Here is a 25388-nt window from a genome sequence, read left to right on the forward strand (position 1 = left end):
CCCAGGCCGGTCGACTGGGGCGAGTACGCCGCCGCCGTGCACCGATGGGAACTCATCACCGGCCGCGCAGCGCCGTACCCAACCCAGCCTGGCCGGCACGGACGACCCGTGCTCGCGCCACCGTTCGTCGAGTGGCTCATGGGCCTTCCCCCAGGCTGGGTCACCGCCAGGCGCCTCGAGCTGCCCCGCACCGCGCAACTTCGCGCCCTGGGCAACGGGGTCATGCCCCAGCAAGCCGCGCGTGCACTACGTCACCTGCTGGACGACCTCACTCACCTGCACCTTCACCCTGTCAGCCGCCGGCCAGCCCGCCGCCGTGGGGCAGGCGGCTCCCGAGCGAGTCGACCGCCCCGGGCGGACAGTGGTGTGACGCATCCGGCGGGCACCGCCCAGGCGACACCCGCCGCGCACACCTGCCGCAGCAATCCCCGCAAACGGCGCTGAACCCGTGGCGCTCCGGGGCGAGGACACCACCGAGCCCGCCCCGGAGCGCCACGCTCCACCCGCTTCCACACCCCGACTTCTCGAAGGGTTTCTTCCTCATGCCCGTACACAGCTGGACACGCCACCCAGCGGCCCATCTGCGCCGCTGGGCCCGAACCGCCCGCCACTGCCTCCGGCGGCCACCAAACCGCTCACTCACCAGCCACACGCCTTCCGGCGTCCAGCCCGCGCGGCAGCCGGTGACACGACGTTCGGCCGAGGCGATCGCGGTCCTGATCCGCGCGGGCTGGAACGTTCACCACCCGCCCTACGGCTACGCCACGATGACCGTGATCGGAGCACGAAGTCGCCGCGGAACACCTCGCACTCGCCTGACACCGGACCCACGCCGCGCTCTCGTGGTGCAAGACGTCTTCTACTGGCGCGCGATCACCGGCTTGTCCGTGGAGGACATCACCGCGCGGCTCGACACTGACCACGACCGCTACCCGCCGCCTGGAACTCACTTCTCCTGGCCGCCCGACGCAGTCGCCGCGATCCTGACCGACATCAAGTACACCGGCTACCAAGCCGCCGGTACCCGCGACGAACACGGCGCCTTCTGCTCCGTCGAGCACTGGGTGCTCTCCGAGCAGCCCGCGCACCGCGCCCTGATCACCCCCGCATTGTTCTGGGCCGCTCAAGACCCGGCCACCAGCGTTCGGTGTCTCCCGCATCGCCTAGCGCCAACGAATCCCGGTTCCACATCGCGCGTAGAGCGGAGCACGCCATGACGACATTGCGCCCGAATACCACGGCATCGGCGACTCGCACGACGCCGGCAGCGCACCGGCCGCCCGGCCTGTCGGCAACCTCAGGACAAGTCGTCGTTGGCCACGTGACTTCCGAGGGCCACGCAGGAACTGAGGAGTCCGCCGTGCGTGGCTGTGGCCGCCACGCTGGTGACGCACCCGAAACTCACACCGCGACCGCCGCCGTTTCCTCCCAATTATGGAGCCTCGGCGTCACCACCGACTTGATGACAGCCGCCCGGGTACTCGGTGTCGGCCGCACAACCGCGTATCGGCTTGCCCGTGAGGGAACGTTTCCCGTTCCGCTGAAACGAGTCGGCCGTAACTACCGGGTCGTGGTCGCCCGGCTGGCGGAATTCCTCGGACTGGACGAAGAGCCTCATGGCTGACGCTTCCTCTCTGTCCTCACAGGAGCGTCGATAGGCGCTGTCCGAAACGCGCGCCAACTGACTGCGGCAGGAACGAATCCGATGGCACAGAACTTCTCAGGCAGCACCTACAAACGCTGCACCTGCAAACACCCAGACAACGGTAAACCACTCGGGTCGGCGTGCCGGAAACTCAAACGCCGCAACGGAGCCTGGAGCTCCGACCACGGCTCCTGGTACTACCAAGCCGAACTACCCGCCCGCGCCGACGGTAGCCGCCGTACTCGCAGGCGTGGCGGGCACGAGTCACAGACTGACGCCCAAGCTGAACTGGACAATATGGCGGCCTTGGTTGACGTCGCCGAACCCTATGGTGCCGCCGCCATCGTCGCGATCGGCGACCTCATCGACAAGCACCTCAAAACCGGGGAGCCACTCCCGTCATCGGGAATTATCGGCGCGCAGCTCGACGCCGGGATCGTCGATGCCAGCCAGGCCCCCACCGTCGGTGAGTGGCTGACCACGTGGTTCGCCGGGCGGAAAAAGAAACTCCGCGGTACCACCCAGCTCTCCTACGGCAGCCACATCCGACTCTGGCTCATTCCGTACCTGGGCCACTACCGGCTCGACGAACTCACTGTCGTGCACATCTCACGCATGTTTGACGCGATGGCCGAACGCAACGACACCATTCTTGCCGCGAAAGCCAGCGACGATCCCGACATCCGCAAGAGCGTGCACGGCATGCGGACATTGAGCGACGCCACCATGCAGCGCTACCGCGCCACCTTGCGCACCGCGCTCAACGCCGCCATCCGCGACCCACGGCTGCCCATCACCTTCAACCCCGCCTCCTACGTCGAACTGCCCTCCGGGCGGCGACCGAAAGCGTTGCTGTGGACGCCCGAGCGTGTCGAACGGTGGCAGCGCACCGGACAGAAACCCTCCCGGGTCATGGTGTGGACCCCAGACCAGACAGGACGGTTCCTCGACCACGCCATCGACCACCCCTACTACGTACTGCTGCACCTCATCGCCTACCGAGGACTGCGGCGCGGCGAAGCCTGCGGCCTGCCCTGGTGGGACGTCGACCTCGCCCGCCACAGCATCACGATCACCGCGGCCCTGGTCCAGATCGGCTGGCGGGCCGAGTTCGGCGAACCCAAGAGCGAAGCCAGCGGCCGGGTCATCGCCCTCGACAACGACAGCACCGACGTCCTCACCAGCCACAAACAGCGTCAGGAAAACCTGCGTGTGGCAGCGGGCGACGCGTGGATCGAGAACGGCCTGGTCTGCACCGAACCTGATGGCCGCCCGCTGCAACCCTCCCACCTCAGCGACGCCTTTCACGCCATCGCCGACGCCGCAGAACTCCCACCCGTGCGCCTGCACGACCTTCGCCATGGAGCCGCGACCCTCATGATCGCCGCCGGAGCCGACCTCAAACAGGTCCAGGAACTCCTCGGCCACTCCAGCATCGCCATCACCGCCGACACCTACACCCACGTCCTGCCGGAACTCGCCCGCGAAACCGCTGAAGCAGCCGCCTCGATCATCCCGCGCCGCAAAAATCGAAACCTCTTACCCGCCGCCTGATGGGAGCACGGTGCCCAAAACCTGGCAATCGCTTCATCGAAAGGCTTACTCGCGACTTGAAATTAATATGCCTGCCCAGGCTGAATGTCTGGGCAGGCCGAGGATCGACAAAGCCCCACGGAAAGCATAGCGGTTGTCGTGAGTGCTGGCGGCGGAACGCAACCGGCAGGAAGGCACTACCTGCCCTGGACCGCCCCTTGCCAATCTCGAGGCGGCGCGGGCGGTGCTCCGAGGCCCGAAGATCCATGCTGAGCGTGGCCTTTGGCGAACAATACGTACGTCCCTCCGGCGCGTGAGCTGGGCCGGCGGGACCAGATCGCTGCTGCTGGTTGAACAACGTCTTTGCCCTGTTACGTCGGCGACCGGCTGACGCTGACGTTCGGGATCGCGCCGAACGTCGCGATGACCGTGATCGACGGGACCGGGCTGCTCTCCGCAGAGATCACTCCCACGGACGTTGTCCGCGACAGCGATGTGTGCTCACGGGACCGTCGTAGCTTGCGGGGGCAGATCTACATGACATGGTCAGTTGTTAATTGATCACTGAGGTGAACCTCGCTAAAGGATCTTCGTTGGTTCACGGTGCGCGGCCGCCTGTAGATCTTTCTTTGTCGCTGGTTCTTGCGTTGAGTGTGGAAGTTGACCAGGTGCGGTCACTCCTTGGTTGCAGTCATAGCTCCATTTAGGTGGGACACCGTGGCTTGCTCGTAGGTTTCCATACACTGCAAGGTAGTTCGAATAACACTTCCGAGTGACTATGGTTGCCGGCGCTTGCGAAGCTATCCTGTCCGGGATCTGACGCGCCTCCTTGTAACGGGTGTACTTTGCATTGTGGTTGAAGTCAGTTCTTCGAACGACAAGCGGTTTATGCGGGCGATCCTTGGAGGGGTGAAGGTTGTTGCCGTCGTCGGGTTAACCGCGCTGCTGTTCCTGAGCCAGAGAGTCGTCACTGTCCGCCAGGTCGACATCACTCAGTCTGATCTTTTGTCGCGGTCGGTGCATGGGTTCTGCGCCATTCTATGGGCGCCGCTGCTGCATGTGAGCTGGGCGCACACGTCTGTGGCTGCGGTCTTCGTGCTGAGCGTCGGGTTCGCGGTGACTAGCGGCGGACTGTGGCGATGGATCTGGCTGACGGCGACTGTCTGGCTGGTCAGTGGGTTCGGGGCTTGGCTGGTCGGTAGTGTTGTGGCTGTTGGAATGTCTGGTGTGGTCCTCGGCTGGCTAGGTTTCCTGCTGGCATGGCTGATCTCTATCCGAAATTTCTGGTACTTCACCGTGGCTGTGGTGTTGTGTGTCTCAAGCTTCTTGGCTTTGCTGTTGCTGGCCGTCTTGGGGGGTTCCTTGCCGGGACCTCTGTTCGGGTTCGTCACCGGTGTGCTAGCAGCGCGGTGGCTGGCGAAGAAGAGGCGACCCGGCCGCAGTGGTCAGGATCCATCGAAAGTTCGTAAGGCCGCTGCACGACTAAAGAAGTTCTATGTGGCCGCAATGCGACTATTGAATCGCCCTGCCACGGCGTGTGCCAAGGCGTCATTCATTGCCATCGCAGTCTGGCCGGCCAGCTGGATTTGCGCATTGCTAATCCGCCTGGTCAGTCAGATTTTTTCATGGCCAATACACCTGGCCATTAATGTTGGACCGAGAGAGGCGGGAATAGGCTTGGCTGGTCTCTTGCTGGTCCAGTTGATCCTTAGTCGCCGTTCCCGGAACGTCGTTCTGGCGGTAGTGCTGTGGCTCTCTTGCTCGGTGGTCCTGATTTGGTTCGCCTCCGCCGGAGGCTCGGGAATCTTCTCGCAGGCGACCCTGTTCGCCGCGATAGGCATGATCGTCCTTCGGTGGCTGACGAAGAAGAACCGGACCGACCATGACGATCGGACGGCGCGTCAAGAGGATGTCACTGCTGACACCATGCCCCTGATATCTGCGCGGTTCGCAGCAGGGGCCAGGCGTGTGATGACCAGAAGGCAGGATGATACGTCGATCTCGTCAACGGCGGTGGAGCGGCAGAGAGTGCTGAGGGTGGTCGAAGTGATCACACGGTCCGACTGGACCGAGATCGTGGCTGATCTTGGTGAGGACATCGAGACGGTCGAGGAGATCAGGCGTCAGCTGGCGCAGCGGCACGGCTGGTGTGCCCTGATCTTGGGCCTTGCTCAGATGCTGGAGGGTTACGGACTGGTTGTCGACTGGGTCCCGGAAGAGATCACGCGCCAGGTGAAAAAAGTGGTTTGCGATTCGTCCGGGCACGGCGTGCGGTCTCTCGTGATGGGTGCTGTGGTGGACATGGTGGTGCCGAGGGTGTGTGGTGTGTTTACGGGTGAGCTGCTCAGCGATGTACCCGTGCTGAACTCTTTCAACGGCACGGAGGCCGCGCGAGCCCTGCGTATCCTGGCGGTGGGCGTCTGCCCGGCACCCGAGGAACACATGGAAGTGCGCGAACACGCTCTGAAATTGGGCAGCTATGCTCGAGAGATTCTGACAGATCAGGTTGCCAGCCTGATCGACGAATGGATGGGCTCGTATGTGACGAACTGATAATTCCCTGCGCCAGGAGAGAGCGGCGACATACCGGTTGGTCGTCCGATCAGCCGGGCGTCCAGGTCGTCGCGCTCTTGGGGTCGCTGCATTGTCACCGGACGACAGCAACGACGACGTGTCGTTCGGGGGCGTCTGTGCTCGATGGCCCACCGCCGGCTTCCGATGGTACTAGATGATTGATTCCGTGAAGTTGGTGTTAGTGATCGAAGGCGATCAGTGATCGTTTGCTGGTCACGTCGGTGTGCCAGTTGTGCCAGATGCCTGCGGCCATGGCCAGTAGGCGCTGGGTGACGCGGGTGAACACGCCGTGCGGGGTGCGTCCGCGGTGTGCTTCGAGGTCGAGTTGGCCTTTGAGGGTCTGGTTGACCGACTCGATCCGCTGGCGGACGCCACCGAGGTTGCCATTGCGATAGGTCTCGTCTTTGCGGTCCGGGCGCAGCAGCTTCAGCCCCATCGACTCGGTCAGCTGTTTGAAGTCCTTACCGGCGAAACCTTTATCCGCCAACAGGACTTGGCCTTCACGGATGAGGTGATGGTTGTGGTTGAGCAGGGCCGCCAGCACCTGCCGTTCGCCGAGTTTCGGGTTGGCCAGGCACCACATGATCGGCATCCCGTCGCCGGCGCAGACGAGGTAGAGCTTCAGGCCCCAGTAATAACGGGTGTGTGACGCGCAGTAGCCGTAGCCGGCGTGCCCGGCCAGGTCCGAGCGCTTCACTGTTTCCCGCGACATGCCGCAGGGCACCGGGGTGGCGTCGGTGATCCACAGGTCGTCGAACCAGGACGGGCAGCACGCGGCCACCGTGAGTATTGCTTTACACAGCAACGGTTGTGCCGTCTTCAGCCGCTTGTGGTATCCGGACTGGCCCAGCATGGCGGGGAACATCGACCGCCACTCGGAGTCGGCGTGGATGCGCCGGATCCAGCGCCGCTCGCTGTCGTAGCGCTGCAGAACCTGCGCAACAGCCATCGTGATCAGCTCACTGTCGGTCAACTCCGGTCGCCTCCCACGACCGGCCCGGGGCGGCACCACATGATCGTCTAGTGAAGCCTGCGGTCGACACGGACGCTGCTGCCTGGCTAGGCATGATGTGCGGACCCCGTCAGGCCGAATGGCGGCTTCAAGAAACGGGACCGTAGAGGTCGAGTTGCTTCGTCGTCGGGTTCCAGAGGGACCGGGATAAGCCCTGGAGCGCCGCAGGGAAGTAGGTGCCGGGCGGTCGGCCGTCCCGCGTACCGGTCGGGAGGTACCGCTCTGCTCTCCAGCCGAGATCCCCGACGATCAAGCCCATAAGCCCAAGCTCGGCCAGCGGAATGCTCGGTGCCGCGCTGAAAGGACCCGTCGGCCTGGGCACCCGCCACTCGCGTTCCTCAAGCCAGTCGGAGCCGGGGTCGAGCCGGACTGCCGGTGAAGTGCTCGGTTGGCGAGCAGGGGTACAAACCAGGCCGCGGTCACGACTCCGAACCCGAGTCCGGGCTTGATGAGCGAACGACAGCCGCACCGCGAGCGCGGCGGTGCCGCCGATGACCGTCTCGGAGACCTGAGCGTCGTGGTCGGGATTCTCACCGCCGACCTGACAGCTGAACCGGTGGTAACAGGACGCGGCCTGAGCGCGACTGGGGGAGGGGATCGCGTTGATGAGGGGTGGCTGTGTATGGGGCTGGCTGTTGGGGGTGTCGGCGGCTGGTTGGTCCAAGCGTTGCCTGATATCTCTAGCAATCTGATCGCGGCGGCCATCGGGGGTGTGCTGGTCTGGGTGACGACGAATGCGAGACGGCGCCTCAGATTGGTCCGCGCGCGCAGGTTCTGGCGGGCTCTGGGTGGCCGTCACCCGTTGGTCGTCCTGGGGGCTCATGACTTTGGGCAGCACCGGCGGTGGGCCAGAGCCGGTGTGGTGGGCATGGGTGACATCGGGGCACTGGTGGAAATCGAGGCCCAGCTTCGGAAGCTGGGGTTCGCCGGCAGGATCGCGGAGTCGAAGCAGTTGTCGCCGCGTGAGCTGAGTTCGGACCTGGTCCTGATCGGCGGGCCGGTGGCGAATGCGGTGACGAGGACGATGCTGGCGAAGCTGAGCGGCGTGGTCTCCTACGGTTTCGCCGAGGATCTGGATCATGGAGCGGCTGTGGTGCGCGATGTGAGCACCGGCCGCGTGTTGGCGCCGCAGTACGAGGAGTCGGGCTATCCGGTCAGTGACTACGCCTTGATCATCCGGACGCCGAACCCCCTGGCTCCGGACACGTCAGAGATCGTCATCGTGGCGGGATGCTGGGAACACGGCACCGCGGCCGCGGCGGAGAAACTCGGAGACCGGAAGTTCCTCCGCATGATGAAGAAGAGGGAACACTTCGAGGTTCTCCTCGAGACAACGGTCGTGAACGGTGCCCACTACAACGCCAGGGTCGTCGAAACTCGACGGATCTCACCAAGCTGACGCCCGGGTCTCTTGAGAAGTCCACAGGCTCCGTCGAGCACCTCCAGTGAAGGAAACGGGATGCCGACGTGGTGCGGCGGCTGAGGCGCCCTGGTAATGCGAGCGCGACCACTCCGCGATCGAACGTCTACTCATCGGCGACGTCCCGCACGGCACCGCAGTCCACGACATCGCTGAGAAACTTGGCGTTGACCCCAACCGGGTGCAGGCGCCGAGCTGGAAGCGCCTGCGGCCTGGGTGATCATGTCGAGCTGAAGCGCAGACCGCTTTCTGGGCAGTGAAATCGCTCCGCGCCCTCGGTAGCGCATTGGAACATGGCTGGAATCGGGCTTGCCGTTCTCCTGAATGGAAGGCGACGGTTATTTCGTTTCGTAGATCTCCGGGTCCAGGATGGTGCGTTTCGTTGTCTTGCGGTGCTTGTGCATCTTCTCCAGGACGTCGACGACACTTTCGGCAAGGCGGTGGGAGTCCTGGACGATGGTGGCTCGCAGGGGGCTCGTGCCGGCGTCGATCAGGGTCCTCGCCTCGGTGGTTCCATCCACGCCGATGACCACGGTGTCCGTCGTGACAGGGGAAGTGATGGTTCGGAGGGCGTCGACAGCGCCCAGTGCCATCTCGTCGTTGGTGCAGAACACGGCGTCCAGATGACCGTGTCGCGAGGCGAGCAGGCGGGTGTGGGACAGCACGGCGTCGTAGGCGCGTGCGCGGTGAAAGGCGCAGGTGTCGTCGTCGAGGGAGATCGACACGCCGGGCAACTCGGTCTGCAGGACAGTCGCGCAGTGGCTTTGCCGGCTCTGATGTTGCCTGCTGGCCACGATCAACACGTGTGGTCGTGGCCTGTCGTTCTTGCTTAGGTGGGTTACCAGCCAGCGGCCGGCGAGGGTCCCGAGGTCCGAGCTGAGGTAGCCGACGAAGGCGGCGTTGCCCGGGTAGTGGTCTTCATCGTCGAAGGGTTCGATGTCGGTGAAAATCACCGGCAAGGTCAGTTCGGAGCAGAACTCGACCAGGTCCGGCCGGAGCCGGTGTACTTCGGTTGCGACGATGATCCCGCCGATGTAGCGGTGGCGCGCGGCCAGGATCCTGCGCAGGTGGTGCGCTTGCGCGGCCGAGTCGTAGTCCCGGTCAGGCACCTTCAGCACCAGGTCGATGTTGTCGCGGTCCAGCGTGCAGTGCAGGCGTTGCACGAAGCCCGCGATCCAGTACTTCTGCCTGAATGCCGACGTCACGAGGAATGCCTGACGTGTGCGTCCGGTCCACGGCACTCGCCGCAGCAGCGAGGCCGCGGCCAGCGCTCCTGCGACCAGAACGGTCCACGCGGGCACCTTCGCGATCAGCACATCGCTACGGATCATCGCGAGAACCCCGGCGAGAACGAGACCACCGGTGACCGAGGCGAGGACGGCGAACCGTAGCGGAGTGCGATTGCGGTCCGGCATTTTCATCAATGAGGTCCTCCCGGGCGGATGAAACCGCGAGGAGCCGACGTGCCCCCACCGGCGGCGATTATGGGCCCGATGACCGACCGAGTGCCAGAGGCAGAGGCGTGACGTGCTGGCGGTAGCGCCGTATAGGCCGGCGGCGACTAGGGGTAGCGATCGAGGAATGTCTTGCGTGCATGGTCTTCGTTGGTGTTTCGTCCTTGCTCATGGTACCGGTCGGTCTCCGTGCCGAATCGGGCTTCAGAATTTTCCTGCTGTGGATGTGGCCGACGTTCGCGTTTTGACCGTCGTTTCGACGGCGGTGGAATACGGACGGATACGGGGCAGAGCGCCCGTGACGCGGGCGACTCACGCAGGACCGGACCAACTGCAACGCCGCCCGCAACGGCGACCGCTCCTGCACCACCAACCCTGCACTGGATCGACAACCCCAACTAACCCCAACGCTTGACAACGCGATTCGGGCCTTTCGGCCCTGTCGCTCAACGTTGCGTGACGCCTTTGCTTTCCGATTGGTTCGACTGAATGGCCGACTTCTGAGTACTTTGTGACGCTCGTGGCGGACTCGACGACACCAGAGGAGCGAACACGACAGCAAGGAGTCAGCTGATGAACGATAAGCCCGCTCGCACTCGAGCGCTCAGACGTTGGATTGCGATGATATTCGACGTTACCGCGGTATTCGGTCTTCAAGGTGTCGCCGCAGCCGGATCGGATGACTATCCCGCTCAATGGCGGTCCGCCGTCCAGGACTCACTTCTGGATTCCTGGGGCTATTACAACCGCGAGTGCACGAGTTGCGTGGCCTGGCGCCTGCACGCGCGCAATAGCTTTGAGATGCCGCGCGCGATCGGCAACGCCGGAGCGTGGGGTTCATGGTCCGGGCAGCGCGGCTACGCCGTGAACGGCATCCCTGCGGTCGGCGCGATCGCCGAATCCGCGGGTCACGTCGCCTGGGTGGAGGCCGTCAACGGAGACGGCACAGTCACACTCGAGGAGTACAACCAGAACTTCCAAGGCACCTACGGCAGGCGCACGGTCGCCGCGTCGTCCTACCACTCGAAGGACATCACTCCTTCGCCGGGCGGGGTAGTGTCGGCATCAGTGAGTACCTCGGTCGTGACCATCTCGCTCCGGATCAGCGGCTGTATCCGAACCAGTACCTCACCTCGACCGACGGCCGCTTCGTCTTGATCCTGCAGCGAGCAACCCAGGCGTGCCGCCCGCCGCGCTCCAAGCCCGACCATGGCGGTCAGGTCGGCGCGACGATGGCCGCGAGTACGGCTCGCCGGGCCGGTGGGTCTGCGCACGGATGGAGGCTTCATGCCAGGCACGGCAGCCGGCAGCTATATCTGGGGGAATCGCGCCGGGCCTGCGTCAGTGACGTCCCGGGGGAGGGATGTCACTGACGCGATCCTGCTGGTTCAGGACTTCTTACGGGGTGCACGCTTGCGCTTGGCAGGAGCCTCTTCGGCAACCGGCTCGGGGGCCGACTCGGCGTTGTCGAACGCTTCGTAGATCTCGTTGGGAATGCGGCCGCGTTCGGCGATGGCGTAGCCGTTGGCCGATGCCCAGGCGCGGACTTGCTGGTTGCGTTCGCGGTCGGTGGGCTTGGCCGTACCACCGGCCACGGTGGACTGTCCGGTTGCGACCTTCACCTTGCGTCCGCCGACTCGTCTGCTCGCGTCGATGAAGCGCTCGAGCTCTTCGCGCAGGGCGCCGGCGTTGTCGTCGGAGAGGTCGATCTCGTAGGTGACGCCGTCGAGCGCGAAGGGCACGGTCTGGGTGGCTTCGCCNNGTCATGCCACGCCACCTCAGATTGGCGCAGTGCCAATGAGCCTAACTGTCGTCTTCTGCGCTGGTGAAATGGTGGTCTCTTGCCGTGGGTGATCCGAACCTGCCCGGCGGATCAAGGCGGTCATCGTGAGGGAACCGGACTGCCTGTCGTGAGTACCGGGTCCTGCCCCGGCCGTCGGAAGACGGGTACTGCCAAGGCGAACGAGCAAGGGTGTAATGAGAAGGCGGATGCGGAGACAGTTGAGCGACCGCTGGTCGTCACCGGCTGACCCGCGACCCCGATGACCCCGATGAACCCGATGAACACCTTGTCCAGCGCCCACACCAGCCACCACCGGGCCGGGGCTCACGCTCACTCACCACGCCATCGTCACGGGCCAGCATCCACCTCGACCAGCAGAAACACCCGAACGAGGTGGGGCCAAATCAGAGTGCCGAACTCACGCCGACGACGGCAGGTGGGGCCACATCAAGATGCCGACCGATCCCACAACCCAGCCATTCCTCGCCGCCACCGCGCCCGCGGGTATCGCTACCAACGTGCCGCGTCGTAGCGATGGGGTGTCTCTGAAGACGCTCGATACGCACCTGGACGATGAATGGTGGAACGCCCCCAGCGCCGTAGCTGAGGAGGTTGCCCGGACACGGCGCGAGGTGCTCGCAACGCGCGCAAGCTCAATGACCTGCTCTCCGGTTCTTACTCTGCGCGATCATCCTCGAACTCATAGGGCTGCCTGCGTGGCGTGGTCCCTGGTGGCGCTTCTGGTCACGGTCTAGGTGCAGCTGGCGGCACGCGCGTGGGCGCGGGGTCGTCAGTAGTGATGAGGCTAGAATCCTTGGTGTTCTAGCGGTGGTCCCGGTGTCGCTGGACACGCAGGCGTTCGTCGTTGCTTGAAGAGACGCCGAGGCCGCATGTCTGTCCCTTGTTTGCGGCGGGCAGCCTGGACGTCGACTTTGATCGGGTGGCTAGTTCTCGCGGCGAAGGGGGTTTCGCCGAGTGGCGAAGCCCCCTTCTGCTATGCTGAAGCTCGCGAGCTGCCCACGTGTAACGCGATTGTCGCTAGCGGCTTTTGTGGTCGACAAATCCCACCGCCACTTTTCAATAATAGTGCGGGTTTATGCGTCTCGCAGAGAAGAATTACCTTCTTCGACGAAGAAGGGAAAGAAGGCGCCGATAGACGCAGTGCGAGATCTCTAAAAGACCTTCAACACCGTCGGCGTGGCCCCTTGGGCCTCCGTGACGACCACTTCGCCGCCGGCGGCCCACGCCTCTTCGAGGTAGGCATACAGCTGCAAAGCTCGGTTGACAACCACGGTCTTCGAGTCGGTGGACAACTCGACGCCGCGCTCCAGGGCGCGAGACGATCGAGGGATCAGGTTGACCGTGAGTCGCTCCAGGCCCCCCTTGGGGACCTTGTCGTCGTTGTCCTTTTTCAAGGTAGTCGGATCGCTCGGCGGAGGCTCTTCGACAACGGGATCCTTGGCACCGCGGTCGACTTTTTCGTCGATGGCGTCGTCTGTTTTCATCCCTGTCACGCCTACCCTTTCTATCGGAGCAGCAACTCACCCCAGCTAGCTGCTCTATTGCTTACGAGGAACGTTTCCATGGAACTTCTGGGCTAGCAGAGGTTCCACGTGATGGGCAACCTTGAGTCTTTTCGATCTGGCGATAACCAGAAAAGACTGGGCTAGCGCTGATACGAGCAGTGTAAGCACATAAGGTAGCCAATTGGACAATGTTCGACCCGGAAGAAGCGGTAAGGATTCCTGGCTCATGGGCCCCCTCAAGTTGGTCGCGGGTCTGGTCGTTCGCTGTGCTAAACCGACGATCACCGCTCGCGGTAAACGCCTACTTCTTTGATCAACTACATTTTGGGCACACTGAATAGACATCCGGCACGCCCCTTGCCAGCAGTGGACACGCATGTGGCGGTGAGACAGTCCACTGTCCGTACCCTAATCATCCGCTCATAAGCACCTCATGTCAACCAGGTTGTATGCTCAATCGCTGAACATGAGACGTATGTTACGCGTCCGCGATTGCTGTCGCAGTACTGCCTACCCTGCCATGGCCTGCGCCACAAGTCGCGTGGTCCAGCTATGCCCCCTAGGGGCATCAGTCGCACCCGTTCGGCTCATGCTACTCGCCGGTAGTCTCCCTTGCTGTTGCACACCGTCAGCTGAGGGGTGTTCTAGTACTCCTCAAGTGAGTAGTCTGCGTAGCGAGCAAACGGATCAAGAACAAGCAGGCAGGGGTCCATGTAGCGTGAACGACGTTCACTTTACTTGCCTGGCCTGGACTCAACTTTGATCACCGATATTTCGAACAGAGAGTAAACAAGTAGCGAGTTTGTCACTCCGGGCACTCGGAGTGGACCACGTGCGTTGACTGGTATGAGGTCCCTGTGAGGCTTGCCGGGGAGGTGTGACCATCGAGGCTTTACGGGTGATTGTCATATGTACAACGTGATCATCAAGTACATCACTCCGATGGGTCTTGCGCGTACGATGGTCATACTCCTGATAGCATCTGCGTTTAGGGCACGGTTGACCTCTCTCCCCGCGCCCTCGTGGATCGTTGGATCGAATTTGTGGGGCCCGGCACGAGCGGCCGGTTTACAAGATCACTGATCAAGAAAAGAGGCCTTTCCGTGTCGAGCGATATCGAGACGAACTGTCCCGAGGATGACCCGGATCCGCGGTACGACCCCAGGTCGACGCTCCGGCGGCTGGACGAGAACACCCAGGAGACGAAACCGGTCTTCGGGGGTGCGGACGCTGCAATCGCAGGGTGGGACAACAGGTTCATCGGGTCCGGCGGTGTGGCACTCCGGACGCCGTGGGGTCCGAAGATCGAGACGGCCTTCTCTTACGCGATCTACGTGGTCGTCGGCTCCGTCCCGATGACGATCTGTCTTTCGTTCGGTGTCCACCAGGTCCTCTCGATCCTGGTCGGGCTGATGTTCAGCGCGGTCATCGCGTACCTCATGACGAGGCCGCCGATGCCCCCGCCGAAGATCCCGGCGCAGAAGAAGGTGGTCGATGGTGTGATCCAGGGTGAGTCGAAGGTCGGCGCCGACGCGGAGGCCGTCGACACGACGGTGATCGAGGCACTGAAGACGAGCCCGAAGGTGAAGACTCCGGACGCCTCTTAGGAGCAGGCCCCAAACTTTTGATCACCGTCGCCTGTAGCTACGGTAGTACGGGCGGAACCGCTGGCGGCCGCCGCGAGATCTTCGCGGCCTCCGCTCGCGAGTTCGGGCACGTACTTGTAGATCGTGTCCGTCCGGTCAGGCTCGTCGGCTACCTGATGAGGTCGACGTGTTGTGGTTCATCGTCGGGAAGCTCAGTTCGCGATGGTGGGCGGTCGCTTTCGGGCATCGGGAAGTCGCGGTGCCGCGGCTGGTCGATCGCACCGGCTGGGCATCGAAGCCGACGTCGACGATTCCGTATTCCAGTCCCAGCACGTTTCGCCTCGGGTACGTCTTCCGCGGATGCGGCCACGCCGACTCCGGCGCCCGCCGCATCGTGAACCAGCCGACCCGTGCTTGCGCTCGATGGCCCGGCCCGACGTACCCGCCACGCGCGTCGCGCCGGATCGCGGCGTACAGGGCGACCTTCGGCATGCCCGGCATCGGATCTCGCATGAAGCACACCGATGCTGCCACTGACATCCGACCTCATCGGCGAGGCCCCTCACGGATCACGGACAAACGGAGTCGCGTCACACCGACCCTGTCAGAGTGATGCTGCTCCGAGCATGGTCGGCGTCGTGGTCTTGCCTGTACCTGCGCCGGCCCGTAGCACGAGATTCTCGTCGCGACGAAACTCGTCTACGGCGACTTCTTGCTCAGGCGCCGGACGGCGTGACGACATAAGGTTCCCTTCTCCGGAACCGTTGACGATCACACAATCGCGCACCGGTACGACATCTCGCGCCCTCCGCCTGTACGGTCGTCCGCCTCTGCACTCTGACACCCGCGAAATCGTCCCAGGCCCCAAGCTGCGTCAGCCCGTGACAAGAGTGGCGTGACCATGACCGGCGGGGCACCGGGACTACACTCTGTGTCCTTGAACGGCTGGCCGAACAGAGAGGTCCGAGGTGTCTGAGGAACCGCGTCCAGGACATGATGCTCGCCTGGTCGCGCTGATGCACCGGTTGATCGCGCTCCCGCAGGAAACCGAGTGGGTGGAGTTCAAGGAGAACTTCTTCAAGGCTGAGGACATCGGTCAGTACATTTCCGCGCTCGCCAACTCCGCCGCGCTCGGCAGCCAGGACAAGGGCTACATGCTGTGGGGCGTCAGCGACGCCGACCACACGGTCGTCGGCACGACCATGAACCCCCACCACAAGGTCGGCAACGAGGACTTCCAGAACTGGCTCACCCGGCTGCTGACACCTCAGATCCACTTCGAATTCGTCGAGCTCGAAGTGGAAGGCAAGCGAGTCGTGCTGCTCGAGGTCGCGCCGGCGACCTCGAGCCCGGTGCGGTTCCAGAACGACGAGTGGATCCGCGTCGGGTCGTACAAGAAGAAGCTGCGCGACCATCCGGACCACGCACGGCGGCTGTGGCAGACCTTCGACTCCCGCCCGTTCGAAACCCTCGCTGCCGCGTCCGGCCTGGACACCACCGAAGTTCTGCGGCGACTGGACTACCCCGGGTACTTCGACCTGATGGGGATGCCGCTGCCGGACAACCGGAAGGGCATCCTCGAAGCACTGGAAATGGAGGAGCTGGTCCGCCCGACGTCGCATGGTGACTGGGACATCACCAACCTCGGCGCTATCTTGTTCGCCAAGAACATCAACGACTTCAAAGCACTCAAGCGTAAGGCCGTCCGCGTGATCCGCTACCGCGGAGACAGTCGTGTGTCGACCATCCGTGAACAATCCGGCGTCCTCGGCTACGCACCCGCGTTCGCAGGCTTGGTCAACTTCGTCAACAACATGCTGCCCTCGGTTGAGGTGATCGGTGAAGCGATCCGCGGCGACGAGCGCGCCTACCCCGAGTTGGCCGTCCGGGAGCTCATCGCCAACGCGATCATCCATCAAGATTTCGCCCAGACCGGCAATGGCCCGATGATCGAGATCTTCGACTCCCGGCTGGAGATCACCAGCCCCGGTCGGCCGCTGGTCGACCCGCTACGGTTCGTCGACGCCCCACCCAAATCACGCAATGAGGCGATCGGCGCGCTGATGCGCCGTGCCGGGATGTGCGAGGAACGCGGCAGCGGCTGGGACAAGGTCGTGTCCGAGACAGAACTCCACCAGCTCCCCGCACCGCTGGTCGAGCTACCCGAGGACAACACGCGGGTCGTCCTGTTCGCGCCCAAGACCCTCAGCGGCATGAGCCGCGAGGAAAAGGTCCGCGCCGTCTACCTGCACGCCTGTCTCCGCCGCGTCAACCACGAGACACTCACCAACTCGTCCCTGCGGGAACGGTTCGGGATCAGTCAGCAGAACGCCGCGATCGCCAGCAGGCTCATCAGCGACGCCGTCGCCGCCAACCTGATCGTCCCCTTCGATACCGCGGCCGGACGCCGATTCATGCAGTACCTGCCGTATTGGGCGGCAGACACCGAGGCGTCCTTTTGACGGCCATTTGATCGACACCCATGGTCGATATCACCCGAACGGATGCCACGGTGCCCTGACCAGGGCAAACGCGGCGAACCGTCTTTGCGCCGGTCCGCATGGTCCCGCACCGTCCCGCATGCGCCGGTCCACGCTCCTTGGTTGCATGCCCTGCGGCCGCCCTCCACTGCACACCGTGATCCAGCCTGCATCAGGCTTCCAGCTTTGTGGACCTGGCCGTTCCGGCCTGCTTCTGGACTTCCCGATGAGACGGCACCGCGGCGCGTGACCGCAGCCTGATGCCGTCGACATGGAGCAAGGACCAGCAGCCGGCTAGACGCCAGTCGCGGTTCGCTCGCGACGAAGGGGGTTTCGCTCAGGCGGCGAAACCCCCTTCCTGCTGTGTCGAAGCTCGCCAACCGCTGCCCAGGTGGAGTGCGCCGATCGGCGTTAGAGATTTTGCATTCCACAAAATCCCACCGCCACCTTTCGAACGCAGGTGTGGTCTGCCGGCTTTCTGAGGAAAACATGGTTTAGATTCTTCGAAAAGGCAAAGAATGCCGATACGTATAGCGGAAGGTCTCTAAAAGACCTTGAGTACCGTCGGTGTGGCTCCACGAGCTTCCGTCACAACCACTTCGCCACCGGCTGCCCACGCCTCTTCGAGATAGGCGTACAGCTGCAAGGCGCGGTTCACGACCACAGTCTTCGAGTCGTCGGAAAGCTCGACGCCTCGTTCCAACGCGCGAGATGATCGCGGGATCAAGTTCACGGTCAACCGCTCCAGGCCCCCCTTGGGCGCCGGCGGCTTGTCGTTGTCGCCATTGCGTGGCTTCCTTATGGTGGCCGAAACGCCTGGTGACTCTTCCGTCTTGGGATCGGTGGCATCGTGGTCTGTGTTCTCATCGACTGCCCAATCGCTCTTCATCCCTGTCACGACAACCCTTCTCGATGGGAGCAGAGCACAACTCACCCCAGATGTTGCTCTGCGGCTTTTGGTGGGAATTCCCACGGGCCGACTTTGATAGAAGCAAGACCGTGGCGGGCGGCAGGGAGCCTCATCACTCCGGCCAAGAGATGACAAAGCTGGCTTGACACGCTGGCTAGCAGTGCAAGCAGGGCAGCCGCCCAATTGAGGAATGACCGACACGGACGACCGGGGAATGGATGTTGGCTCATGAGGGCCACCTCGGCTGAGTCGGTCTGGCGTTTACTGTGCCGCGTAGACGATCAACACTCTGTAAACCGTCCACTTCTGACAATTGCTTTTGGGCGCGCAGCAGCGCCCTTGGCGCGCTCGTTGCAGCCAGTGGACGCTTGGTTGCAGGAAGGACAGTCCACCGTCTGTAGCTTAATCATCCGCTCATAAGCACCCCGTTGTCAACCAGGTTGTACGTTCAATCGCTGAACATAGATCACATGTTACGCATCCGCGATCACGGTCATTGTACTGCCTACCCTTACCGTGGTCCGCGTTACAAGCCAGCTCGGGTAGCTATGCCCAGTAGTGCCATCGGTCATACCCGTTCGGCTTGCTCTACTTGCGAGTACTCCTCTCTGTGTTACACGCCGTTAGCTGAGAGATGTACTAGTACGCCAAGAGTCGGCAGGTCCCCTTGGGGGGAGGGTGTCAAATATGCAGGCAGCATGCATCTACGAGTGAGTGCTGTTCCCTCTTGGTTCAGCTTCCCTGCGTCGCGCGACCTCAAGATTTGACCATGGAAGATATGGCGAAGAGTGAGCGAGTAGCTAGTTCGTCGCCCCGGCACTCGAGTCGGCTGGCGAGTGTCGACTTGGCATGAAGTCCCCGCGATCTTGCCGGAGAGCACGGTCGTGGACTGACGCGTGCGACTGTTGTATGTATAGAAAGATCATTGAAGCGCGTCAGTCAGATGGGCCTTGCGCGCACGAAACTCGTACTCCTGATATTATCTGTGGCTAGGGCACGGCTGGGCTCTTCCCGCGCCCCGTGGATCGTCGGATCGAAGTTTGTGGGGTCTGGCCCGAGTGGCCGGTTAACAAGATCAAGAAAGGCGGCCTTGCCCGTGTATCGCGACATTGAGACGAACTTGCCCGAGGATGATCCGGATTCGGATCCTCGCGTCAACGACAGGGCCACGGTGCGCCAGCAGGTAGAAGGGGCCACCGAGACGGAACCGGTCTTCGGGGGGCCGGACGCCTCCATCGCAGGCTGGTGGCAGAGCAAAGTCGGCTCCGGCGGCGTGACGCTCCGGACGCCGTGGGGTCCGAAGATCGAGGCGGCCTTCGCCTTCCTAATCTACGTCGTCGGCGCGAGTCTCCCAATGCTGATCTGCCTCCTGGCTGGCGTGCACGACCTCCTGGCGGTTCTGGTCGGCGTCGCGTCATTCGGTGCGCTTGCCGTCTACATCACGAGGCCGACGAAGCTCGAGCACGCCATTCCAGCGCGGAAGACGGTCATCGACGGCCAGATCCAGGGCGAGCCGAAGGTGGCAAAGGTTGACGCCGGTGGCGAGCGCATCGAGTTACCGCTGGAAACGCCGAAGGCGAACTCGAAAGTGAAGACCCCGGACGCCTCCTAGGAGCATCCCCCAAACTTTTGATCATCGTCGCCTGCTACTTCGGTAGCACGGCGGACCGCCTGCGGCCGCCGCGAGTTTCTCGCGAGTTCGGACGCGTACCCGTAGATCGCCTGGCAGCTAACCCCGAGCAGCCGCGCGGCCGACGAGATCGTGTTCTCCGGCTCGGCGAGCACGAGCACCAGACGGCTGCCCTTCCGCGTGCTCAAACTGATCAGGGGCACCACGACCGACGGCCTCGCCCGTGATCTGACTCCACGACCCCGGGCTCGTCTAGTGCGTTGGTCTGCAACGTCTTCACCGGTTTCCGCGACGATGAAGGTCACGACCGACGACACGCGGCCTGTGGCCGCGACCATCTCATCAGCGCCGAGCCCGGTGGCGACTTCGGTGACGCTGTTGCCCGAGCTGACCCGGGTCGCGATGTGGGTGACCGCAGTTGTGATCGCGGTGTCGACCGCGGGCGCGGTGGTCACGTTGTGGTGGCCGGCCACCGCCGGGTTCACCGGTGCGGACCTGGTGAAGGCCAGGCTGGACGCGCTGAAGATCGGGTTGAGCATCGGCGTGGGCAGCGGCGGCGTGGTCGCGCTCTACCTCGCGTGGCGACGCCAGCACTCCACCGAAGCCGACCTCGACAACCGCGAACGCACCTTGGCCCATCAACAAGCGGTCGCCACCACTACCTAGGCGCACCAGGAGTGGGTCGCTGACGACGCCCGCGCTGACGCGGTCGAGCACCGGATCAACGAGCTCTACCTCCAGGCCGTGGAACAGCTCGGCTCTGATAAGGCCCCCGGTCCGTCTCGGAGGCCTCTACGCCCTGGAGCGCCTGGCCCGGAACAACGAGACCCTGCGCCCAACCGACATCGACGTCGTCTGCGCCTACCTGCGCATGCCTTACGACCTCCCGGACGAACAGGACCGCGAAGACTGCGCCAGCGCCGAGCAACACGAGCTCTACCGTGTGCGAGTGCAGGAACGCGAGGTCCGTCTTCGCCGGGTCGAACTTGCCCCTGCCCGTCGCCCTCGGACTTGTCCTCGTGCCTGGTCATGCCGCTCTGGTCCTCCCTGTCCTGTTCCGATGCCGCGTCGGTCTCCTCCACCCTGGGCGGGGCGGCCGGATCGGCGCAAGATGCGACCGAGCGAACCTGCCGTCAGGGCCGGACGTGCGCCAACGGTGAATCCTGATCACGTCTGGAGATCGCTTCCATCGAAGAGCCCCTCGACTGGGCAACGCGGAACGCTGACGACATTGCTTACCCACCGGATCGGCCCCGAAAGCTTTAGTGCTGGCGGTAGGTCGAGTGCATTTCGTGCAGGTCGAGCGATCCGGAATTCCGGGGAGCCGACCGCTGACGTAGATAATTCCGGGGCGCCGAACGCTGGTGGAGAAAGTGCCGAAAGGACGTTCTGATCGGCCCGGCCGAAGTCGGTCGACCGCATACCGTGGAACCCCGTCCGGTCACCGCTATGACGCGAGTTGGGGGTGCTCCCGTTGCAGCTCAGGGCCATAAAGTGTGGCGAGGCCACAACTGTGAAGAACGAAGATCGGGCGGCCTCCCCAAGCCAGGGGAGGCCGCCCGTCCGGTTCAGGACGCGCGAACGTCACCGCCCGGGTGTGCCGCCGATCCACGCGTACGAGGTCGATCGACGACGCCGTCCTTCACGTAGAGCCACAACGCCAACCGCGGCCGTACTCGGCCTGGAAGCTCGTTCGGCCGCGGTCCCGACACTCCCGTGCGGAAGGACTGCACATGACGATAAGCCCTGATCGTGGCGCCGTTCCAGGATTGGACGACGACCGTCCCCGTCCGCACGCCAGGCGGCGACCCAGCAGTAGAAACCGTGCAATCTGCCTAAATCGGGTGCAGTGTGATGGAAGAACCTCGCTTTCACGAGACCGACGAGCGGCAGACGAGCGGCACGGACCGACCCAGCTCGCTGGTCGGATCCCGACCAGCCCGGGTGAAGCTCTCCGGACGCCGACCTCCCGCGCGGAATCGCCCACCCCTTCAAACCGATGCTCGGGCTGAAGGGACCGCGGACGTCATGTGGCCCTGGTTCTTCGGCGGCTACGCCGTATTCATCGCCGCGCTGGTCGGCTACGCCACCCATGTCGCGCTGTCCCGGCCTGACAAGCAGCACCGGGCGGACGCCTTCCGCGTGCTCAAGCTGATCTGGGGTACCGCCACCGGAGCCGGCGGTCTCGCCGCGATCGCGATCCGGCTCCACGACCTCGGCCTCCTCTAACGCGATGACGAGGTTCGTGCGCTACGACTTCGAACCGTTCGGCTCGTCCATCATGGCCACCACGGCGGATTATCCGCCGCGGGCTCACCCTCGGCGGGGCGGAGAGGTGGCCACGCGGCCGCGTCCTCCAGCGCGCAGGAGGTGATCAGATACAGCGCCGCGGGTCCGTGCTGAGACTGGACGAAAGCATCCGCCGTTCCGGCAGAGGGCCGCAGCCCTTGCTCGCGTAGTTGTTTCTCCGTCCACAGAAACGCCGGTGCGGCACCGCTGGCGTAGCACGGCGCGCCGTTCGGTGACCAGCCCATCGGTTGTCCCATGCCTTCTCCTCAGACGGTGAGCCTGTAGTGGGCGGGCGCGCCCTGACGGTCAACGGCGTGATTCATCGCCGAGGTCACATCCGCGGTTGCGGTGCCGGTGGAGCTGGCGATCAGGGCTTGCAGTTGCGCTGGGCTGGTCACCACCGGGAAGCCGGCCCCGGGCGTGATCCACACGTCTGGCCCGTCGTCGTCGCTGTTGCCGTTGCGGGGCAGCTGTGCGAAGAAACTGCCGATACCCGAGTCGTAACCCCAGGTGCTCAAGCTCTCCCAGCCGGGCAGGACCAGCGCCCACATGCCATTGCCCGCACCCTCCATCGCGACCTTCTCCCTCATCTCACAGCTGGCTGGTTGTCACCAGATCCTGGCTCCGATCGTGGTGCGATGCCGCAGGGAAGCACAGTCGCGACGCACCCGGCATTCGAGTGGCGTCCGGCCCAGCCGCCCACTGCACCAACTGCTGGCCGACGGTGATCTCGCCGGACAGTGTTCGGGAATCGATCAGTTGCGAGGTAGTTCGGGCTCAGCTGAGGTCGCCGCTCCAGTTCAGGGTTGCTGTACAGGGCAAGTCGCCGTTACGGGCGGCGTAGTTGGCGTCGTCCTGTCGGCTGGCGATGAAGGTGAGGTGTTGGGCGTTGCCGACAAGGGATGCGGTGACGTCGTTGACGGTCGTGCCCTTGTCGAGGGTTCCGTGGGCGATGGTGACGCCGTCGGCCTGGAAGGTCCACGCCACGATGGCCTCAGAGCAGCCGGAGCCACGGGTGAGTTTTCCACCCAGGTACCGCTTGGCGGTGTCGTCGAGTGTGAAAGTGGTATTGGCGGGGTGGATGCCGATGTTGTCCCATTGCCAGCTCCCGTCAGGGTGCTGAGCGACGGCGCTGCCAGTGACCGGTTTCAGCCCGGAACCGGTCGTACCGGAAACCCACTCCGGGCCGACGTAGACGGCCGCTACGAATGCCCCCAGCGCGAGCGCTGACGCGATCAGAGACAGGTGCTGTCTCGACCTGGCAAAGAATGTTGTGCGACGGCGACTGCTGATAGGGGCGTCGGGCTTCGTATCGGCATCCGAGGTTGTGGAGCCGAAGGTTAGGTCGGCCTCCGGTGGCAGATGCTCGTTGAGCCAGCTGGCGCTGGGGAAGGCACGGTCGCCGACGTCGATGACTCCCTGGTCACTGATGACGGGGAAAGGCCCGAACTCGGAGGTCGGCTCCAAGGCGGTGTCGTCCTCGTCCTCCCGCTTGGCCTCGGCCGAGGTGGCGTGGGCGCGGGCACGCTGTTTGCGCACGCGCTCCTCGGCCTTGCGGTGGGCACGGTCGTGGATGAGCCGGACGCCGGGTTCGAGGTAGGCAGCGACGGTGCGTTCGACGGTGGGGGTGCGGTGTTCGTAGGCCTGCACGAACACGGTCAGCAGCTCTTTGAGCTGGGCGGCCTGCGACGGCAGCTTGTCTCCTCGCAGGAGGTTGTAGACCCACGTGCGGGAGCGGCTGGTCTTCGGGAAGGCCTTCTTCCACTTCAGGGAGGTCTCGTTGGTGCTGTAGCCGGTGTGGATCTGCAGTTTTCGCAGCGCGCGCATGTAGTCGGCTTCGGTGGTGGCGGCGGTGAAGTCGTCGCCGTCGGGGAATCCGGCCGTGGTGAGTTCGTCCATGGCGGGCCTCATCCGGCGATGCGGCGGCCGGCGGTGCCGAGCGCTACGGCGTAGCCGACGCTGGCGGCGCCGGGGTTGCCCAGGAGCATCATGACGAGCGCGAACGCCATCAGTAGCCCCAGCACACAGAGGAGCTGCACCGGCTGGGCCGGGGGACGGGTGGGAGGAGACAGGTCGGCGGGAGAACGCCGCGACGGGCACATCGGTCGTGACCTCTTTCGGGTTGGCCTAGGCGAATTCGGATCAACAGCACCGCCTCGAGCCCCTGGTCCCGGCGTGGTTGCAGCCACGAAACTCCGGCAAGGGGATGCGAAGCGGATGAGCCCAACACTAGGGCCGCCCGCCCGGCGAGCGCGCCCCTGACACTGTGCCGTTGTGTGCACACCAAGGCACTTCACGTCCGCCCCGGACACCTCCGGGATGTCCAGAAATGTGCACCACAGAGCCTGAACGGTGTACACGATCCCGCCCGTGAAACGCGAAGTATCTACTCCGAATCTTCGGAATAGAACTGCAGTTCCTGCACCGTAAGGCGTGCGCCACCCCCGGCAGGCATGGTCGGGTGATGTACACCCTATGTACAGAAACTTGCCGTGAGCTGCGGTTTTGGCGATAGTAAGGAAGGTTCCGCCATGGAACCGGTCTGAGAAGGCCGGTCTCGCCGCGGTGGGGCTCCCGGGAGAACGTCTGGCCTAGGCGAAGCACCGGACCTGCGGTACGAACCCGTCGTTGCAGCGACCGGGCCCGTACCGCAGCACTAACTCACCCGCTGTTGCACACTCTCGGTCCACGCCCGACCTTCGATCCCGGTCGAAGCACCTGAGGCGAACCAGCTTTTGTCCAACCCGCGGCGGCTGGGCGTCAGCTCACCCGGATTCGGCGTGCCCCGACGATGATCGTGGACAGCGTCGCCGAGATGATCGCCTCGGGTCTGCAACGTCTCACCCGGTTTCCGCGACGACTCAGGTCATGACCGACGACACGCGGCCCCCGAGCAGCAGCACCCCGGTATCCGTGACGGGGAGACGGCTGCGGGAGCTGACACCGGCCGCGATGTGGATGACCGCCGTGGCGATCACGATCCTCACCGCGGGCGCGGTGATCGTGCTGTGGTGGCGGGCCACCGCCGGGCTCACCGGCGCGGACCTGGTGAAGGCCCGACTGGACGCGCTGAAGATCGGTCTCAGCATCGGTGTCGGCAGCGGCGGCGTGGTCGCGCTCTACCTCGCCTGGCGCCGCCAGCACTCCACCGAGGCAAGCCTTGCCCACCAGGAGCGGACCGCCGACGACGCCCGTACGGACGCGGTTGAGCGCCGGATTACGGAGATGTATCTCAAGGCCGCCGAACTGCTCGGCTCCGAGAAGGCGCCGGTCCGTCTCAGTGGCCTCTACGCCCTGGAACGCCTCGCCCAGGACAACAAATCCCAGCGCCAGACCATCGTCAATGTTTTCTGCGCCTATCTGCGCATGTCGTACGACCTACCAGTCGAGAAGGATCGCGACGAGGGTGCCAGCGCCGAACAACGCGAGCTCTACCGCGAGCCGCGAGAGGGCGCAGGAACGCGAAGTCCGACTCGCCGCCCAACGCCTGCTCAGCGACCACCTCAACCCCAACTGCGGCACCGCCTATTGGGGTGAGCTTGACCT

21 protein-coding genes and 1 pseudogene are annotated in these 25388 nt (G+C 64.1%); 13 read left to right on the plus strand and 9 right to left on the minus strand.

The window, feature by feature from the left end:
• From BS329_RS44440 to BS329_RS09560, 5 genes and pseudogenes are all read left to right on the plus strand, one after another.
• Nucleotides 1-444, plus strand: a pseudogene (locus BS329_RS44440) (hypothetical protein); the annotation flags it as partial.
• Nucleotides 445-683: 239 nt separating this feature from the next.
• The gene (locus tag BS329_RS09545; RefSeq protein ID WP_076158263.1) at nucleotides 684-1217 is read left to right on the plus strand and encodes a recombinase family protein; all 534 of its coding nucleotides are present in this window, start codon (nucleotides 684-686) and stop codon (nucleotides 1215-1217) included.
• 245 nt (nucleotides 1218-1462) lie between these two features.
• Complete coding sequence (locus BS329_RS41800) at nucleotides 1463-1624, plus strand: helix-turn-helix transcriptional regulator (RefSeq protein WP_084749617.1); 162 nt, start codon at nucleotides 1463-1465, stop codon at nucleotides 1622-1624.
• Nucleotides 1625-1942: 318 nt separating this feature from the next.
• Nucleotides 1943-3199, plus strand: a complete 1257-nt coding sequence (locus BS329_RS09555) for a tyrosine-type recombinase/integrase (RefSeq protein ID WP_244197085.1) — start codon at nucleotides 1943-1945, stop codon at nucleotides 3197-3199.
• An 831-nt stretch (nucleotides 3200-4030) separates the two neighbouring features.
• Entirely contained in the window at nucleotides 4031-5731 is a 1701-nt protein-coding gene (locus tag BS329_RS09560) for a rhomboid family intramembrane serine protease (protein WP_143252945.1), read from the plus strand.
• 199 nt (nucleotides 5732-5930) lie between these two features.
• On the opposite strand, the gene BS329_RS09565 is transcribed toward BS329_RS09560, so the two are convergent.
• Nucleotides 5931-6764 (minus strand): IS982 family transposase, encoded by an 834-nt coding sequence (locus BS329_RS09565; protein ID WP_076158273.1) that lies wholly within the window; start codon nucleotides 6762-6764, stop codon nucleotides 5931-5933.
• A 448-nt stretch (nucleotides 6765-7212) separates the two neighbouring features.
• Between BS329_RS09565 and BS329_RS09570 the strand changes: the two genes are divergently transcribed.
• Nucleotides 7213-8163 carry a hypothetical protein gene (locus BS329_RS09570; RefSeq protein ID WP_244197087.1) on the plus strand — a complete coding sequence of 317 codons (951 nt, stop codon included), beginning with the start codon at nucleotides 7213-7215 and terminating at the stop codon, nucleotides 8161-8163.
• A 359-nt stretch (nucleotides 8164-8522) separates the two neighbouring features.
• On the opposite strand, the gene BS329_RS09575 is transcribed toward BS329_RS09570, so the two are convergent.
• Nucleotides 8523-9599 carry a sugar ABC transporter substrate-binding protein gene (locus tag BS329_RS09575; protein WP_244197088.1) on the minus strand — a complete coding sequence of 359 codons (1077 nt, stop codon included), beginning with the start codon at nucleotides 9597-9599 and terminating at the stop codon, nucleotides 8523-8525.
• Nucleotides 9600-10211: 612 nt separating this feature from the next.
• On the opposite strand from BS329_RS09575, the gene BS329_RS09580 reads away from it, so the two are divergent.
• A complete protein-coding gene (locus tag BS329_RS09580; RefSeq protein ID WP_084749543.1) occupies nucleotides 10212-10796 on the plus strand; it encodes a CHAP domain-containing protein in 585 nt (194 codons plus the stop codon).
• Nucleotides 10797-11026: 230 nt separating this feature from the next.
• Here the strand turns inward: BS329_RS09580 and BS329_RS09585 are convergent, their stop codons facing one another.
• A complete protein-coding gene (locus tag BS329_RS09585) occupies nucleotides 11027-11380 on the minus strand; it encodes a histone-like nucleoid-structuring protein Lsr2 (RefSeq protein WP_076158284.1) in 354 nt (117 codons plus the stop codon).
• Between the two features lie 1213 nt (nucleotides 11381-12593).
• Nucleotides 12594-12926, minus strand: a complete 333-nt coding sequence (locus BS329_RS09590) for a hypothetical protein (protein ID WP_244197089.1) — start codon at nucleotides 12924-12926, stop codon at nucleotides 12594-12596.
• Nucleotides 12927-13990: 1064 nt separating this feature from the next.
• Here BS329_RS09590 and BS329_RS09595 point away from each other — a divergent pair.
• Nucleotides 13991-14554, plus strand: coding sequence for a hypothetical protein (locus tag BS329_RS09595; protein WP_143252946.1), 564 nt, complete (start codon nucleotides 13991-13993; stop codon nucleotides 14552-14554).
• A gap of 135 nt (nucleotides 14555-14689) precedes the next feature.
• Here the strand turns inward: BS329_RS09595 and BS329_RS09600 are convergent, their stop codons facing one another.
• Nucleotides 14690-15073, minus strand: coding sequence for a hypothetical protein (locus tag BS329_RS09600; RefSeq protein ID WP_143252947.1), 384 nt, complete (start codon nucleotides 15071-15073; stop codon nucleotides 14690-14692).
• Nucleotides 15074-15501: 428 nt separating this feature from the next.
• Between BS329_RS09600 and BS329_RS09605 the strand changes: the two genes are divergently transcribed.
• Nucleotides 15502-16995 (plus strand): RNA-binding domain-containing protein, encoded by a 1494-nt coding sequence (locus BS329_RS09605; RefSeq protein WP_244197090.1) that lies wholly within the window; start codon nucleotides 15502-15504, stop codon nucleotides 16993-16995.
• Nucleotides 16996-17557: 562 nt separating this feature from the next.
• Here the strand turns inward: BS329_RS09605 and BS329_RS44445 are convergent.
• Nucleotides 17558-17911, minus strand: a complete 354-nt coding sequence (locus BS329_RS44445; RefSeq protein ID WP_244197091.1) for a ribbon-helix-helix domain-containing protein — start codon at nucleotides 17909-17911, stop codon at nucleotides 17558-17560.
• A 1108-nt stretch (nucleotides 17912-19019) separates the two neighbouring features.
• Between BS329_RS44445 and BS329_RS09615 the strand changes: the two genes are divergently transcribed.
• The 3 genes from BS329_RS09615 (at nucleotide 19020) to BS329_RS09630 (ending at nucleotide 21782) form a co-directional block, all read left to right on the plus strand.
• Nucleotides 19020-19535 (plus strand): hypothetical protein, encoded by a 516-nt coding sequence (locus tag BS329_RS09615; protein ID WP_076158295.1) that lies wholly within the window; start codon nucleotides 19020-19022, stop codon nucleotides 19533-19535.
• Between the two features lie 312 nt (nucleotides 19536-19847).
• Nucleotides 19848-20219 carry a hypothetical protein gene (locus BS329_RS09625; RefSeq protein WP_076158300.1) on the plus strand — a complete coding sequence of 124 codons (372 nt, stop codon included), beginning with the start codon at nucleotides 19848-19850 and terminating at the stop codon, nucleotides 20217-20219.
• A 1362-nt stretch (nucleotides 20220-21581) separates the two neighbouring features.
• Nucleotides 21582-21782: a hypothetical protein gene (locus BS329_RS09630; protein ID WP_076158303.1), complete on the plus strand. Its 201-nt coding sequence runs from the start codon at nucleotides 21582-21584 to the stop codon at nucleotides 21780-21782.
• A 50-nt stretch (nucleotides 21783-21832) separates the two neighbouring features.
• Here BS329_RS09630 and BS329_RS42425 read toward each other — a convergent pair whose 3' ends face one another.
• The 3 genes from BS329_RS42425 to BS329_RS09640 form a co-directional block, all read right to left on the minus strand.
• Nucleotides 21833-22099 (minus strand): hypothetical protein, encoded by a 267-nt coding sequence (locus BS329_RS42425; protein ID WP_143252949.1) that lies wholly within the window; start codon nucleotides 22097-22099, stop codon nucleotides 21833-21835.
• 9 nt (nucleotides 22100-22108) lie between these two features.
• On the minus strand, nucleotides 22109-22432 hold the full coding sequence (locus BS329_RS09635) for a hypothetical protein (protein WP_076158305.1): 324 nt from the start codon (nucleotides 22430-22432) through the stop codon (nucleotides 22109-22111).
• A 187-nt stretch (nucleotides 22433-22619) separates the two neighbouring features.
• Nucleotides 22620-23741, minus strand: coding sequence for a hypothetical protein (locus tag BS329_RS09640; protein ID WP_076158308.1), 1122 nt, complete (start codon nucleotides 23739-23741; stop codon nucleotides 22620-22622).
• Between the two features lie 1068 nt (nucleotides 23742-24809).
• Between BS329_RS09640 and BS329_RS44450 the strand changes: the two genes are divergently transcribed.
• Nucleotides 24810-25379, plus strand: coding sequence for a hypothetical protein (locus tag BS329_RS44450; protein WP_244197092.1), 570 nt, complete (start codon nucleotides 24810-24812; stop codon nucleotides 25377-25379).
• Nucleotides 25380-25388: the final 9 nt, after the last annotated feature.

The organism is Amycolatopsis coloradensis (genome assembly GCF_001953865.1).
GTDB lineage: Bacteria > Actinomycetota > Actinomycetes > Mycobacteriales > Pseudonocardiaceae > Amycolatopsis > Amycolatopsis coloradensis.